At 57.5% G+C, this 14,309-nt stretch carries 14 protein-coding genes; 7 read left to right on the plus strand and 7 right to left on the minus strand.

Translation table 11 applies throughout. From position 1 onward, the window contains the following. Window positions 1-33: 33 nt before the first annotated feature. From B347_RS0123580 to B347_RS0123590, 3 genes are all read left to right on the plus strand, one after another. Window positions 34-1,035, plus strand: coding sequence for an asparaginase (locus B347_RS0123580; protein ID WP_019412157.1), 1,002 nt, complete (start codon window positions 34-36; stop codon window positions 1,033-1,035). 53 nt (window positions 1,036-1,088) lie between these two features. Then, window positions 1,089-2,081 (plus strand): AraC family transcriptional regulator, encoded by a 993-nt coding sequence (locus tag B347_RS0123585; protein ID WP_019412158.1) that lies wholly within the window; start codon window positions 1,089-1,091, stop codon window positions 2,079-2,081. Window positions 2,082-2,216: 135 nt separating this feature from the next. Continuing rightward, window positions 2,217-3,254 (plus strand): histone deacetylase family protein, encoded by a 1,038-nt coding sequence (locus B347_RS0123590; RefSeq protein WP_019412159.1) that lies wholly within the window; start codon window positions 2,217-2,219, stop codon window positions 3,252-3,254. 220 nt (window positions 3,255-3,474) lie between these two features. Here the strand turns inward: B347_RS0123590 and B347_RS0123595 are convergent, their stop codons facing one another. Continuing rightward, window positions 3,475-5,022: a PLP-dependent aminotransferase family protein gene (locus B347_RS0123595; protein WP_019412160.1), complete on the minus strand. Its 1,548-nt coding sequence runs from the start codon at window positions 5,020-5,022 to the stop codon at window positions 3,475-3,477. 89 nt (window positions 5,023-5,111) lie between these two features. Here B347_RS0123595 and B347_RS0123600 point away from each other — a divergent pair, with 89 nt between their 5' ends. From B347_RS0123600 to B347_RS0123610, 3 genes are read left to right on the plus strand one after another with little or no spacing between them, the layout of a single operon-like run. Then, a complete protein-coding gene (locus B347_RS0123600) occupies window positions 5,112-5,741 on the plus strand; it encodes an FMN-binding negative transcriptional regulator (RefSeq protein WP_019412161.1) in 630 nt (209 codons plus the stop codon). 4 nt (window positions 5,742-5,745) lie between these two features. Further along, window positions 5,746-6,198, plus strand: a complete 453-nt coding sequence (locus B347_RS0123605) for a GNAT family N-acetyltransferase (RefSeq protein ID WP_019412162.1) — start codon at window positions 5,746-5,748, stop codon at window positions 6,196-6,198. A 14-nt stretch (window positions 6,199-6,212) separates the two neighbouring features. Continuing rightward, window positions 6,213-6,893 (plus strand): GNAT family N-acetyltransferase, encoded by a 681-nt coding sequence (locus B347_RS0123610; RefSeq protein WP_019412163.1) that lies wholly within the window; start codon window positions 6,213-6,215, stop codon window positions 6,891-6,893. A gap of 55 nt (window positions 6,894-6,948) precedes the next feature. Here B347_RS0123610 and B347_RS0123615 read toward each other — a convergent pair whose 3' ends face one another. The 5 genes from B347_RS0123615 to B347_RS0123635 form a co-directional block, all read right to left on the minus strand. Continuing rightward, a complete protein-coding gene (locus tag B347_RS0123615) occupies window positions 6,949-7,224 on the minus strand; it encodes a hypothetical protein (protein WP_019412164.1) in 276 nt (91 codons plus the stop codon). After that, entirely contained in the window at window positions 7,221-8,546 is a 1,326-nt protein-coding gene (locus B347_RS0123620) for a HipA domain-containing protein (protein ID WP_019412165.1), read from the minus strand. The genes B347_RS0123615 and B347_RS0123620 overlap by 4 nt, the downstream gene beginning before the upstream one ends. A 309-nt stretch (window positions 8,547-8,855) precedes the next feature. After that, on the minus strand, window positions 8,856-9,203 hold the full coding sequence (locus tag B347_RS0123625; RefSeq protein ID WP_019412166.1) for a DUF6124 family protein: 348 nt from the start codon (window positions 9,201-9,203) through the stop codon (window positions 8,856-8,858). Window positions 9,204-9,624: 421 nt separating this feature from the next. Continuing rightward, on the minus strand, window positions 9,625-11,433 hold the full coding sequence (gene oadA / locus B347_RS0123630) for a sodium-extruding oxaloacetate decarboxylase subunit alpha (RefSeq protein WP_019412167.1): 1,809 nt from the start codon (window positions 11,431-11,433) through the stop codon (window positions 9,625-9,627). Between the two features lie 11 nt (window positions 11,434-11,444). Further along, a complete protein-coding gene (locus B347_RS0123635; protein ID WP_019412168.1) occupies window positions 11,445-12,860 on the minus strand; it encodes an acetyl-CoA carboxylase biotin carboxylase subunit in 1,416 nt (471 codons plus the stop codon). A gap of 191 nt (window positions 12,861-13,051) precedes the next feature. On the opposite strand from B347_RS0123635, the gene B347_RS0123640 reads away from it, so the two are divergent. Continuing rightward, window positions 13,052-14,014: a LysR family transcriptional regulator gene (locus tag B347_RS0123640; protein WP_026014384.1), complete on the plus strand. Its 963-nt coding sequence runs from the start codon at window positions 13,052-13,054 to the stop codon at window positions 14,012-14,014. On the opposite strand, the gene B347_RS0123645 is transcribed toward B347_RS0123640, so the two are convergent. Next, on the minus strand, window positions 13,956-14,168 hold the full coding sequence (locus tag B347_RS0123645; RefSeq protein ID WP_019412170.1) for a PA3496 family putative envelope integrity protein: 213 nt from the start codon (window positions 14,166-14,168) through the stop codon (window positions 13,956-13,958). The two genes, B347_RS0123640 and B347_RS0123645, sit on opposite strands and share 59 nt — an antisense overlap. Between the last annotated feature and the right edge of the window lie 141 nt (window positions 14,169-14,309).

The raw sequence follows: 14,309 nt of genomic DNA on the forward strand, positions 1-14,309 counted from the left end.
AACCCCCCGCGTTTTTGCTTATGGGGACTTTAAATGACAGCCACTCATCACATTGCCCAGCGCGTCATGGTGCTCTACACCGGCGGCACCATTGGCATGCAAGCCAGCGCCAACGGCCTTGCCCCTGCATCGGGCTTTGAAGCGCGCATGAGCGCCCACCTGGCCAGCCAACCGCAGCTGCACGTACCACAGTGGCGTTTTCGCGAAATGAGCCCGCTGATCGACAGCGCCAACATGACGCCCGCCTACTGGCTGCGCCTACGTGCAGCAATCATCGAAGCCATCGAACAGGATGGCTGCGACTCGGTATTGGTCCTGCACGGCACAGATACGTTGGCCTACAGCGCCGCCGCCATGTGCTTCCAGCTCTTAGGCTTGCAAGCCCCTGTGTTGTTTACCGGCTCCATGCTGCCTGCGGGCGTGCCCGATAGCGATGCCTGGCCAAATGTCAGCGGTGCGTTAAGTGCTTTGGGCCAGGGCCAGCCTCACGGTGTGCAACTGTACTTCCACGGTGAACTGCTGGCCCCGACGCGTTGCGCGAAAGTGCGCAGCTTCGGCCACCACCCATTTGTTGCGCTCAAACGTAACGGTGGCGGCGCAAAGGCCGAATCCTTACCGCTCGCCCTGACTTATCAACAGCCCAAGCAAGAAGCCAGCGTCGGTGTATTGCCATTGGTGCCGGGGATCGGCGCCGCACAATTGGATGCCATTCTGAGCAGCGGTATTCAGGCCTTGGTGCTGGAGTGTTTCGGCAGCGGCACCGGCCCCAGCGACAACCCGGCGTTCCTGTCTAGCCTGCAACAGGCGTACGAAAAAGACATCGTGGTCGTCGCCATTACCCAATGCCACGAAGGCGGTGTGGAGCTGGACGTGTACGAAGCAGGCAGCCGCTTGCGGGGGGTTGGCGTGCTCTCGGGTGGCGGCATGACCCGCGAAGCAGCGTTCGGCAAATTGAATGCATTGCTGGGCTCTGGCTTGCCAGTGGCTGATGTTCGCCGTTTGGTCGAATTAGACCTATGTGGTGAACTGGCTTAACGCCCCCGGCACACAACTTGCTCGCTCCCTGCACCTCCACGCAGGAAGCGAGCATGCTGCATTCACACCTCACCACGCTCAATGCGGTTTCGCTGGTGCTCAGCACCTTCGAGGCTGAAGGCTTGCCCAGCGAAGCGCTGCTAGCGGGCAGCGGCATACGGGCAGCGGACTTGAGCCGCGCAGACATACGCATCACCACCAGTCAGGAAATGCGCGTATGCGCTAATGCCGTGGCGTTGCGGCGTGAAATTGGCCTGGAACTGGGCCGCCGCATGCATGTGTCGTCCTACGGCATGCTGGGTTATGCACTACTCACCAGTGCCACCTTAGGTGACGCTTTGCGCTTTGCCATCCGCTACCCGGCACTGCTGGGAACACTGTTTGAGCTGAGTTTGGCCGTCGAAGGCGATCAGGTCTGGTTCCGCGCTGACCAGTACCACGAAGACCCGCAGTTGGCCGTGTTCAATGCGCAATTGTGCATGGTGTCCCTCAAAGTTATTTGCGAAGACCTGATCGGCCAATCGCTGTCGTTAGCGGCCGCACGCTTTGCGCACAGCAAACCGGACTACCACGCGCGCTACGAACACACCTTCAATTGCCCGCGCCTGTTTGATGCACCCGACAACGCGTTCGCCTTTGCCAAACAGTGGCTTGATCACCCGCTGCCGCTGGCCGATGCCATCACCCACCAGGCCATGGCTGAACGCTGCCGCAAACAAAACCTAGAGTTCACGGGTCGCCAAACCTGGTTATCGCGCATCCGCCAACTGCTCGCCGCCCAACTGCATGCCGCACCGGGGCTCGAAGGCCTGGCCGAACAACTGAACTGCTCGCCGCGCACCTTGCGCCGCCACCTGCATGACGCCGGCTGCAGCTATCAAGGGCTGCTCGACGAACTGCGCTTTGAGCGCGCCAAGCTGTTGCTTCACGAGACCGAATGGCCGATTTATCGAATTGCAGACACCCTGGGTTTCAGCGAAACAGCGAGCTTTCGCCATGCGTTCGTGCGCTGGAGCGGTGTGTCACCGAGCCAATTTCGGGCATAAACGCCCTGAAAAAGGGCGAATTTCGGACAGCTATTTCGGCCACATTAATCTCCTTTTGGCCGCTCCTGCCGTTCTCTGAAACATCCTGCGCCGCAAAACTGTAGGCCACCGATCAAGCCTACGGAGAATAAGAAAATGCTGACTATCTATTCTGATGATCACCATCTGCATCATGGCCGCTGTGAGTTGATCGACGGGCAATTGCTGCCTTGCTTCGAAATGCCCTCGCGTGCAGACCATATTCTGCAACGGGTACAAACCCGCGAACTCGGCCCCGTGCAAGCCCCGCATGACTTCGGCCGTGGCCCGATCCAGCGTATTCACAGCGCGGCCTACCTGGACTTTTTTCAGGGTGCTTGGGACCGCTGGACCGAACATGGCCGCGATGGCGACTTACTCCCCTACACCTGGCCGGCTCGTACACTGCGCGCCGTTTTGCCGACCACCCTGCACGGCCAACTCGGCTACTACAGCTTTGATGGTGGCGCTCCGATTACAGCAGGCACATGGCGCGCAGCCTACAGCGCGGCACAAGTGGCGCTGACCGCGCAGGCCGCCATCCAGAACGGCGCTCATAGCGCATTTGCGCTGTGCCGTCCGCCGGGCCATCACGCGGCCAGCGATTTGATGGGCGGCTATTGCTACCTCAACAACGCCGCCATTGCCACACAAGCCTTCCTCGATCAGGGTCGCAGCAAGGTCGCCATCCTCGACGTGGACTACCACCACGGCAACGGCACGCAGTCGATTTTTTATGATCGTAATGACGTGCTGTTCACCTCGATTCACGGCCATCCCGAGGCGGAGTTCCCGTTTTTTCTGGGCTACGACGATGAACTCGGGGAAGGGGCGGGCGAAGGCTTCAACTTCAACTACCCGCTGGCTGCCGGCTCAGCCTGGGATCGCTGGAGCGCGGCGCTTGAGCAGGCCTGCGCCGAGATCGAGCGCTACGACGCCGACGTCATCGTGGTTTCGCTGGGGGTCGATACCTTCAAGAACGATCCGATCTCGCAGTTCAAACTCGACAGCCCGGACTACCTGCTCATGGGCGAGCGTATTGCGCGCCTGGGCAAACCGACGCTGTTCGTGATGGAAGGTGGCTACGCGGTAGAAGAAATCGGCGTGAACGCGGTCAACGTGCTGGAGGGGTTTTTAAACATTACCAAGGGGTAAAAAAAGTGGAAGCAACGGCCTTGATGCCTTTTTTATTCAAGGCCTAGTTATACGTAGCAGTTGCCGAGCTTCGCGAGGCTACGTCCGGCTGCGTAGCAGTCGTAAATAGGCTATCTCGATGTTTCAATTAAATCGGGCTCTCAGGGTTTACGATCGCTACGCAATCGGACGTAGCCTCGCAGAGCTCGGCAACTGCTACGGGGCTTTATGCCACGTACATTCATCGCCACACGTTTCTCAATCGCCCTAATGCCGCTTTGATGTCAGCCTCCGGCACCGCCGCAAAACCCAGCACCAGCCCAGCACGTTTATCCACAGGCTCAACCGAGTCGTCCAACCAATAGCGGCTCAACCCATTGACCTCAACGCCTGCCTGATGAGCCTGCGCCAGCAAGGTTTGTTCGCGCTCAAAGCTTGTGACGGGCACGGTCAAGTGCAAGCCCGCCACCACGCACGGTGCCGCGCCCAATCCAGGAATGTCGGTCGGCCAATGCGCCAGCAAGGCATTGCGCCGCGCCAGTGCAGCGCGGCGCATGCGGCGGATATGCCGCTGAAAATGCCCTGCCGCCATGAACTCAGCCATCACCACTTGCGTGCTCACCTCCGAGTGGCGCATGTCCAACGCACGTCGCTGAGCAAATGGCTCCATCAATGCGGGCGGCAAGACCATATAACCCAGGCGCAACGCCGGGAATGCCACCTTGCCGAACGTGCCCACGTAAATCACCCGGCCCTGACGGTCCAATGCCGCCAGCGGCGCCAATGGCGCACCCGAATAACGGTACTCGCCATCGTAGTCGTCTTCGACAATCCAGCCCTGTTCACGCTCGGCCCACGCCAGCAACTCAAGGCGCCGAGCCAGGCTCATCGTCACGCCTGTCGGGTACTGATGCGAAGGGGTCACATAGGCCAGCCTGCAATCGTTTAACCCCGCCAGCGCCGCACAATCCATGCCTTCCTGATCGACCGCCACACCCTGTACATGAGCCCCCGCAATCGCAAAGGCTTGAGCCGCCGCACGGTAGCCTGGATTTTCCACAGCAACCCCTCGCCCAGGCTCTACCAGCAGCTGTGCACAAAGGCTAATTCCTTGCTGTGCGCCACTGGTGATCAAAATTTGCTCAGCCGTGCACGACAAACCACGCGAGGTGCGTAAATAGACGGCAATCAATTCTCTCAGCCGTTGCTCGCCTGCCGGGTCGCCATAGCTCAGATAATGTAAATCCGGCTTGCGCCAAAATGCCGCCTGGAGCTTGCTCCAGACCTCAAATGGGAACAAATCATAGGCCGGAACCCCCACCCGAAACGCCCGTGGTGCCCCCTTGGCTGGCAACGGTAATGGGTGCTGAACAACCCTCCCCAACGCCGAGCTGTGGATAACTTTACTGGATGTAATTACAGGTAAATCACCCAGTTTTGTGGATAACCCTGTGGGTAAGCTTGTTGAAAACCCTGTGGATAACTTGGTGGACAACTTTTTCAGCGGCAATGCCTTTTCGGGCAATTGAGCCACATACGTCCCATCCCCTACCCGCCCCTCGATAAAACCCTCGGCATAGAGCTGATCGTAAGCGCGAACCACGCTGTTACGCGAAACCCCAAGTGCTGCCGCCAAGTCACGACTGGCTGGCAGCCGCGAGCCACTGTTGAGCCGACCGTCGAGCACCCTTTGGCGCAGCGCCTGATACAGCTGAGCGCTCAAACCTTTTTTAGGGTCCAGCTCGATTCCGGCCGGATTGAAAGCAATGGATAACGCAGAATCAGGCATGGATTGGACCTATAAAAATGACCTGTATTGGCTCTTACAACGAACCAATAGCCTGCCTAGGATGCAGCCATACGCCAAGGAAAATTTCTATGTACGTGCCCCGCGACTTTGCAGAAAACGACATCAGCACCTTGCATAAACAGATGCAAGCCGCGGCCCTGCCCGTGCTGATCACCCACGGCAGCCAAGGCCTGCTCGCCAGCCATGTTCCGTTACTGCTCAACCCGGACGAAGGCGCCCATGGCACGTTGTACGGGCACCTGGCGCGGGTAAATCCACATTGGCAGGCATTGGCTGAAGGAGCCGAGGCGCTGGTAATTTTTGCCGGAGAACAGGCCTACATCAGTCCATCGTTCTACCCGAGCAAAGCGGTAGACGGTAAATCCGTGCCCACCTGGAACTACCTCGCCGTTCACGCGTACGGCCAAGCCGAGGTATTCGATGACCCTGAACGCCTGCTCGCACTGGTCAGCCGACTGAGCAACCAACACGAAGCCAATCGGCCCGAACCGTGGGCAGTCAGCGATGCTCCACGCGATTACATCGACAGCATGCTCAAGGCCATTGTGGGTTTCAGCATTCCCGTCTCGCGGCTTATCGGCAAACGCAAACTCAGCCAAAACCGCAGCGCTGCCGACCAGATCGGTGTGCGCGACGGCCTGTTGGCCACCAACCACTCAAACGACCACGCACTCGCCCACTTAATGGCTAAGGAATAGCAACATGGCTCAGCAACTGCAGATCAAACCCGCCACCGCCGCCGATCACGACCAATGGCTGCCGCTCTGGCAGGCGTACCTGACGTTCTACAAAACCCAATTACCGGCCGAGGTCAGCGAGTCGACGTGGCAGCGTTTTCTCGACCCGGCCGAACCGACTAACTTGGCTATTGCTTGGCAAGGCGACAAGGCCGTGGGCATCGTGCAGTTCGTTTATCACCGCACCAACTGGAGCATCGGTGATGGCTGCTACCTTCAAGACCTGTTTGTCAGCCCCGAGGTGCGCGGCACAGGTGCCGGTCGCCTGTTGATCGAGCACGTTTATGCCCAAGCCCGCGACAAACAGTGCTCTAAAGTCCACTGGTTGACCCAGGAAACCAACGCCACCGCGATCCAACTTTACGAGCGCATTGCCGAACGCCCTGGCTTTATCCAGTTTCGCAAAGCCTTGTCATAAATAAGGAGCCCGTAATGCCTCAATCTCTAGAACACTGGCAGCCCGCCGAGCGCCCGCACAATCAGGTACTTGAGGGGCGTTACATTCGTCTGGAAAAGCTCGACCCACAGCGTCATGGCGACGATTTATGGCTAGCCTTAGAAGGGCCTGAAGGCGATCCCAAACTCTGGGACTACATGGCCTACGGCCCTTTCGCAGAACGCGCGCAATTTAACGAGTGGCTCAACGGCAATGCCGCCAGCCTCGACCCTTACTTCTACACCGTCATCGACCAAGCCAATGGTCAGGCACAAGGCCTGCTCAGCCTGATGTCCATCGTGCCCGAGCACGGGCGCATCGAGATCGGCCACGTGACCTTCGGCGCTCCCATGCAGCGCTCGCCGAAAAGTACCGAAGCCGCCTACTTGCTGGCCAAGGAATCCTTTGCACTGGGCAATCGTCGCCTGGAGTGGAAGTGCAACAACGAGAACGCCAGATCGAAACGTACAGCAGTACGATTAGGGTACACATACGAAGGCGTTTTTCGCCAACATATGGTAGCTAAAGGCAAAAATCGTGATACCACGTGGTACAGCATTATCGGTACGGAATGGCCCGCTATCGCGACAGGCTTCGAAAAATGGCTGGCACTGGATAACCAGCCAAAAAGCGGCCAAATCAAGACGCTTGAAGAATGCAGAGCTTTAACTGATTAAATTTTGATCAATACGCCCAACAAGGACTGTTGGGCGTTTTTTGTACAGAAGGGACTTAAAAACGTTTAGGTCGACGAACCACACCCATCTGCAAGCCAAAGGGCTTGAAGACTGCATTCAGGGATTTGAGCGTGGGATTGCCTTCGTCGCTCTCGATTTGGATCAAAGTGCGAACCGAAATTTTGCACATTCCAGCAAACCGAGTTTGCTGCAGCGTGGTGACATCAACCCTCAACCGCCTCACCGCCTCGCCTAAGGTGATCTTGCCGTGGGCCAAATCAGCCTCAATGTTCTCGATCTTCAGCTGGCGTACATCAATGCTCAGGGTCATTTCAGCCCCCATTCTTGTAAGCGTTTATCCAGATGTTTAAGCGCAATTTGCGGGTGATTCATCGTGAGGTCAGGCAAGCCACTGCCGCTAAGCACGTCAGGCAACGCCAATAATTGCAGAGCATCGTGACGCAAGCGCTCAAAGGCCAAGTCTGGCGCAATAACCGCGCTCAACGACTCACAGGCTGCTCGCCAATTGATCTGCCCAGCGTTCTCAATACCCGCCCCCCACTTGGTGGTACGGGTAATGCCTTCATCGTCCATCACCATGGGCGCCAAGTCGTAGATCGGCGCCAAACGAAATGAGCCCGCATCACGAATGATCGCGGTATTACGACCGTGGTTATCGCTATTGCCCAAGATTTTATTCAATAGATCCCGACGCAAATATTCAGCCACCAGATCTGGGATTTGCGCCTGCTGCCCCGCCTGCCCCCACAACGCTGCCAACAACTCGAGCACTTCAAGGTGGCTCATGTCACTGCCAGCCTCAGTCACTTGGGCTAATGAGTAAACCGACTCCACCGCCAGTCGCTCGACACCCTGAGCCGTAACCCTGCGATCAAAGCGCTGCATCCACAGACTCGGTTTACGCCCTTCTTCCAAAGCCAAACCCTGGGCCGGGACGGTTTCAATACCCAACGTTTGCAGCGCCCGGTAGTACAGGTATTCACTGCGCAGAATGGTTTGATCACGCTCGAGCGCTTGATTGCGGGAGAACTTGATAAACCAGTGCTGCTTAACATCCGCATCGGCAAGCGTGGCATCCGGGTACAACAATCCATCAGCGGCCTCAGCCATTAAGAGCTTGGGGGATTCCCCGCCCGCCCCTGTCGCCCCGCCAATGGCAGCACCTTGCTCATGAGCGTACTCAAGAAAATCATTGTCGCGGTCAATCACTGCCTGTCGGGAGAAACCAATGGGCGCGGTGACGTCCAGCCGCTCATACGACTCTTTTATTCGAAGATGACCAATAGGGGCCAGCGTGCTGCGACCCAGTAAAAAAAGATCAATTGCCAGACCGTCCGGCTTTTCACGACCTATTTGCCGAGTCAGAATTTTTTTAGCGGCACCTGCGGGTGCAATGTCATGCACAAAAGCCGGCGCTTCTTTGGTGTGCCGGGCTTCCCAATCAAGCGGTACACGTGCACTCACCGAGGCTGAGAAACAGCTATCAATGGCGTGCAGGCTTTCGACTAAATAATCCTGCTTGTACCCAAAGCGACAAGGCCCTTTCAGGCCTTTTTCCGGCTCAGGAAAAGCCAGTGTCATAGCATCCTGCCACTGGCCAGCACGATAGAGCTGAAGGGTTAACTGGAACATGCTTCCACCTGCAATTTAATGCACTTCGAACAAGACAAATGCAGCGATAACTGCAATATAGTGCAGTTATCGCGATGAAGCCTCTCTGAAAGTGCAATTAATTGCAGAATAAATGAATCAGTTTAAATAAATCTGCATTAAAACGCAGAAGCCTTGTAGCAGTTGTCGAGCTTCGCGAGGCTACGTCCGGCGGCGCAGCCGTCGCAAATGGGCTATCTCAGACCAACAGCCAGATTAGGTTCTCGGGGTTTACGATCGCCTCTCAATCGGCCGCAGCCTCGCGGAGCTCGACAGTTGCTACAAGCTGCTTTAGTGCGTCGTCAAACCGTCCAGCGATTTGTCTACGTAGGCCCGAGCCAGGTCGACGAGGTGCAATACCGACAACACCAGATCGCGCTGAGCGCCGCTCAAACTATTGCCCGCCTCACTCACTGAGGCGCCCGCGCAGCGCAACAGCCCTGACGCTTCGACCAGCGCCGCTTCAAGGCTAACGCTGTCGCAGATGCTGTACGTGGCGGTTTTCGCGGGCGAAGGCGCAGGAGGAATGAGCAGGTAGTGATTTAACGCGCGATCCGCAGCGGCTCGGTCCAATAACAGGTCGGCGCTCGCATCCGTATCGAGGGCGGTTACAGGCGGGTCGGGAACTATTTTTTTCATGACGATGACTCCTAGTGGGTTGAAGGAGCTGTCACTGATCGCGACTAAACGATGGGGTGGCAGCCGCACGCAGGTTAGTCGACCGGCACACTAGGAAACCCGGCGCGCCCAAAGGCGCCCTGCGCACGGCCACCATAAAGCTGAGGCCGAAAAAAAGCGCCTCGCAGAGGTGGCGCATTGCGCCTAGTGAGAACCGGGCGACTAAACCCGATCGCTGATGTGCAGCGACGGGCCGAGACTAGACCCCGATTTTGGCTGGCGCAAGCGATGCGGATTTTCTCGGAAGTTTCTACGGATTGAAAGGGAAACGTCGTACGAAATGCCTGATTTCACCCCCGCATAGGAGCGAGGTCAAATCTCGGGTAAAAAAAGGGGAGCACATGCTCCCCCGAGGTTTAAAGCGTTTGGATCAAAGGTGGTATCAGGCTTCGATTTCGATCAGGATTTCGCCCGGGTTGACGCGGTCACCTTTGATGACGTGGATGGTGATGATTTTGCCCGCGATGGCGGCCTGTACTTCGGTCTCCATTTTCATGGCTTCGGTGATCAGTACCGATTGACCGGCCTTGACGATGTCACCCACGCTGACCAACACGTCGACGATATTGCCCGGCATGGCGGTGCTGACATGCCCCGGCTCGCTGGCTTGTTTGCGCTTGCTGGCAGATCCGCCCACGAATTCGTTGAGTGGCTCGAACACCACTTCTTCCGGCATGCCGTCGATGGACAAGTAGAAGTGACGCTTGCCTTCGGATTTGACGCCGACACCGGTGATGTCGACGCGGTAGCTTTCGCCGTGTACGTCGATCACGAATTCGGTCGGTACGCCCTCGCCGCCCGCCTTGCTCACGCCACCCGCCTCAGGAATCGGCAGCAGCACTTCTGGGGCCAGGGTGCCCGCCGCACGCTCTTCTAAGAACTTACGACCGATGTCCGGGAACATGGCGAAGGTCAGGACGTCTTCTTCTGACGTGGCCAGTGCGCCAATGTCGGCACGCAGTTTGACCATTTCGGGCTTCAGCAGGTCAGCTGGTCGTACGTCGATCAGTTCTTCGTTGCCAATGGCCTGACGGCGCAGTTGTTCGTTCACAACGCCCGGCGCTTTGCCGTAGCCGCCTTGCAGGTACAGCTTCACTTCGTTGGTGATGGTTTTGTAACGCTCACCCGCCAGCACGTTAAAGAACGCCTGCGTGCCCACGATTTGCGAGGTCGGCGTCACCAGCGGCGGGAAGCCCAGGTCTTCACGTACACGCGGGATCTCGGCCAGCACTTCGCTCATGCGGTTCAGGGCACCTTGCTCTTTGAGCTGGTTGGCTAGGTTGGAGATCATCCCGCCCGGCACTTGGTTAACTTGTACGCGGGTGTCGACGGCGGTGAATTCGCTTTCGAACTGGTGGTACTTCTTACGCACGGCGTAGAAGTACAGGCCAATTTCCTGCAACAGCGCCAGGTCGATGCCGGTGTCGTATTCGCTGCCTTTAAGGGCTGCAACCATAGACTCGGTGCCCGGGTGGCTGGTGCCCCACGCAAAGCTGGAGATGGCGGTGTCGATGTGATCGGCGCCGTTCTCGATGGCCTTGAGCTGGCACATGCTCGCCAGACCAGCCGTGTCGTGGGAGTGGATAAAAATCGGCAGGCTGATTTCAGCTTTCAGCGCTTTAACCAAGTCGCCCGTGGCGAACGGCGTCAGCAGGCCAGCCATGTCTTTGATCGCAATCGAGTCGCAACCCATGGCTTCCATTTGCTTGGCCTGAGCCACAAACGCCTCAACGGTGTGCACCGGGCTGGTGGTGTAGGCGATGGTGCCTTGAGCGTGTTTGCCAGCGGCTTTTACAGCCTCGATGGCCACGCGCAGGTTACGCACGTCGTTCATGGCATCGAAGATGCGGAACACATCGATGCCGTTGACGGCGGCCTTGGCGACGAACGCTTTAACCACGTCGTCGCTGTAATGGCGGTAGCCCAGCAGGTTTTGACCGCGCAGCAGCATTTGCAGACGGGTGTTAGGCAGTGCCGCACGCAGTTGGCGCAGACGCTCCCACGGGTCTTCTTTCAGAAAACGCACACAGGCATCAAAGGTCGCGCCGCCCCACACTTCCAGCGACCAGTAGCCGACTTTGTCGAGCTTGTCGCAGATGGGCAGCATGTCTTCGGTACGCATGCGGGTGGCCAGCAGCGACTGGTGGGCGTCGCGCAGGATGGTGTCGGTGACGAAAATCTTTTTAGACATTGTTTTATTCCTTACAGGCCTGCGTGGGCGGCGATGGCGGCGGCAATGGCCAGGGCCAGCTCTTCGGGTTTGCGCTTAATCGAGTAGTTGGTCAGTTCTGGGTGGCTTTCTACGAAGCTGGTGTTGAACTGGCCACTACGGAATTCCGGGTTACGCAGGATTTCCTGGTAATACGCGGCGGTGGTTTTAACCCCTTGCAGACGCATGTCGTCGAGGGCGCGCAAACCACGGTCCATCGCTTCTTCCCACGTTAGCGCCCACACCACCAGTTTCAGACACATGGAGTCGTAATACGGTGGGATGGTGTAGCCGGTATAGATCGCCGTGTCGGTACGCACGCCAGGCCCGCCGGGCGCGTAGTAACGGGTGATCTTGCCGAAGCTCGGCAGGAAGTTGTTTTTCGGGTCTTCGGCGTTGATCCGAAATTGCAGGGCAAAGCCACGGTGCTGAATGTCTTCTTGTTTGATAGACAGCGGCAGGCCGGAGGCGATGCGGATTTGTTCGCGAACAATGTCGATGCCGGTAATTTCTTCGGTGATGGTGTGTTCCACCTGCACCCGGGTGTTCATCTCCATGAAGTACACCTCGCCCTCGGCGAGCAGGAACTCCACAGTACCGGCGTTTTCGTAACCCACGGCCTTGGCTGCGCGCACCGACAGGTCGCCGATGTAGGCGCGCTGCTCAGGGGTCAGTTGAGGGCTTGGGGCGATTTCGATGAGCTTTTGGTTGCGACGCTGGATCGAGCAGTCGCGCTCAAATAAATGCACCACGTTGCCGAAGCTGTCACCCAGGATCTGCGCCTCGATGTGCTTAGGGTTCACGATGCATTTTTCGAGGAACACTTCAGCCGAACCAAATGCTTTGGTGGCTTCGGAGATCACGCGTGGAAAGGCTTGTTCCAGTTCTTCACGGCTGTTGCAGCGACGAATACCGCGACCGCCGCCGCCCGAGGTGGCTTTGAGCATGACGGGGTAGCCAATGCGCTCGCCTTCGAGCAGCGCCTCGTGGATGTCAGCCACGTTGCCTTCAGTGCCCGGCGTTACCGGCACACCGGCTTTGATCATGCTGCGGCGAGCTTCTGTCTTGTCGCCCATGCGGCGAATGACTTCAGCGGCTGGGCCGATGAACTTGATGCCGCGTTCGGCGCAAATATCCGCCAGCTCAGCGTTTTCTGACAAGAAACCGTAGCCCGGATGCAAAGCATCACAGCCGGTTTCAACCGCCAGGTTCACCAGCTTGCGCGGGTTTAAGTAACCGGCCAGCGGATCTTCACCAATGCTGTGCGCTTCGTCGGCACGCTTAACATGCAATGCATGACGGTCAGCGTCGGAATAGACCGCTACGGAGCGAATGCCCATCTCGGCGCAGGCTCGCACGATGCGGACGGCAATTTCTCCGCGGTTGGCGATCAGGATCTTTTTTATCACTTGGATTTTTCCTTAAAGCCCATGGAACAAACGACCTGCTAGACCAGGTCAGCACGTGTCCAAATGTGTCTGAACCGTTGCGTTGTCACACTAGCCCTCCGCATGAATAAACAAAAATCAATATTTCTTGGGTCATGCATAAGTAAAGACTTATAGTCGAGCGACCTACTTCGCTGAGTATTATTTATAAAATGCGTAAGTCATTGATGCGTATCACCTTTAGACAACTTCAAGTGTTCAACGAAGTCTGTGATTTGCGCTCTTACAGCCGTGCAGCAGAAGAAATGTCGCTGACGCAACCCGCCGTAAGTCTACAAATTCGGCAGTTGGAAGAGCTGATTGGCCAGCCTTTGTTCGAGTATGTGAGCAAGAAGCTGTACATGACCGAGGCAGCTGAAGCTCTTAAGCTGGCCAGCCGAGACATTTTTGGGCGTCTCGAAAACCTCGATATGCAACTGTCGGACATGCTGGGCTCGCTGCAGGGCCAGTTGAAGTTGGCCATCGAATCGAGCGCGAAATATTTTGTTCCGCACCTGTTTGCCGCTTTCAAGCGCCAGCACCCCGAAGTTAATTTGCAACTCACGGTGGTCAATCGTGCGCAGGCCGTGCGCAGGCTTTCGGACAACCGCGATGACCTGGTGATCATGTCGATGGTGCCGCAAGACATGGGCCTGGAATTTTTGCCGTTTTTGAATAACCCCATCGTCGCCGTCGCGCCCACCGACCACCCGCTGTGCGAGCGCGGCCCGCTACGTTTGCAGGACCTAGAGCCGTATACCTTGCTGATGCGCGAGCAAGGTTCGGGGACGCGCATGGCGTGCGAGGAGTATTTCAAAGAGAAGCGCGTGCATTTCGATCAAACGCTAGAAGTGTCGTCCAACGAATCTCAACGTGAATGTGCAGTGGCCGGGTTGGGCGTGGCGCTGTTAACGCGCCACGCCGTCAGCCTAGAGCTGGCGACCGGCCTGCTGCGCGAGCTACCGGTCGAAGAGTTGCCGCTGTATCGCAGTTGGTGCGTGGTGCAGGCCAAGGCTAAGCGCCTGTCACCGGTAGCGCATGCGTTTCTGGGATTTATCCGCAGTGAACGCCAACAAATCAGCGCCCTGGTTGAGCGTTTCGACGGCCACTTACCGATGCCGCCTGCCAATAATTGATGGCGCCGAGGTCTGGGTAGTCGGCTGTTTCCAGGCGCAGTTGGCGCTGGTCCGTAAGGTCTTCAATCGCACGACGAAAGGCCATGCGACGCTGGTCTTCTTGTTGACGGCGGGTCTTGACGGCGCTGTTGCGTTCTTCGTAAGGCTGAGCCATTTCGAGTCTCCCAAGGCGTGTACGGGAGTTTTACGATGGACTTTGTTTATGACGACTTGGCGAACGTGCAGTGACAGGAGGATGAACGGTGACGACCTGTAGGAGCCAACTGTCTTTCGCTTTCCTCGACCAACGCGCATA

Origin of the sequence: Pseudomonas psychrophila HA-4 (assembly GCF_000282975.1) — a bacterium.
In the GTDB taxonomy this organism is placed as follows: domain Bacteria; phylum Pseudomonadota; class Gammaproteobacteria; order Pseudomonadales; family Pseudomonadaceae; genus Aquipseudomonas; species Aquipseudomonas psychrophila_A.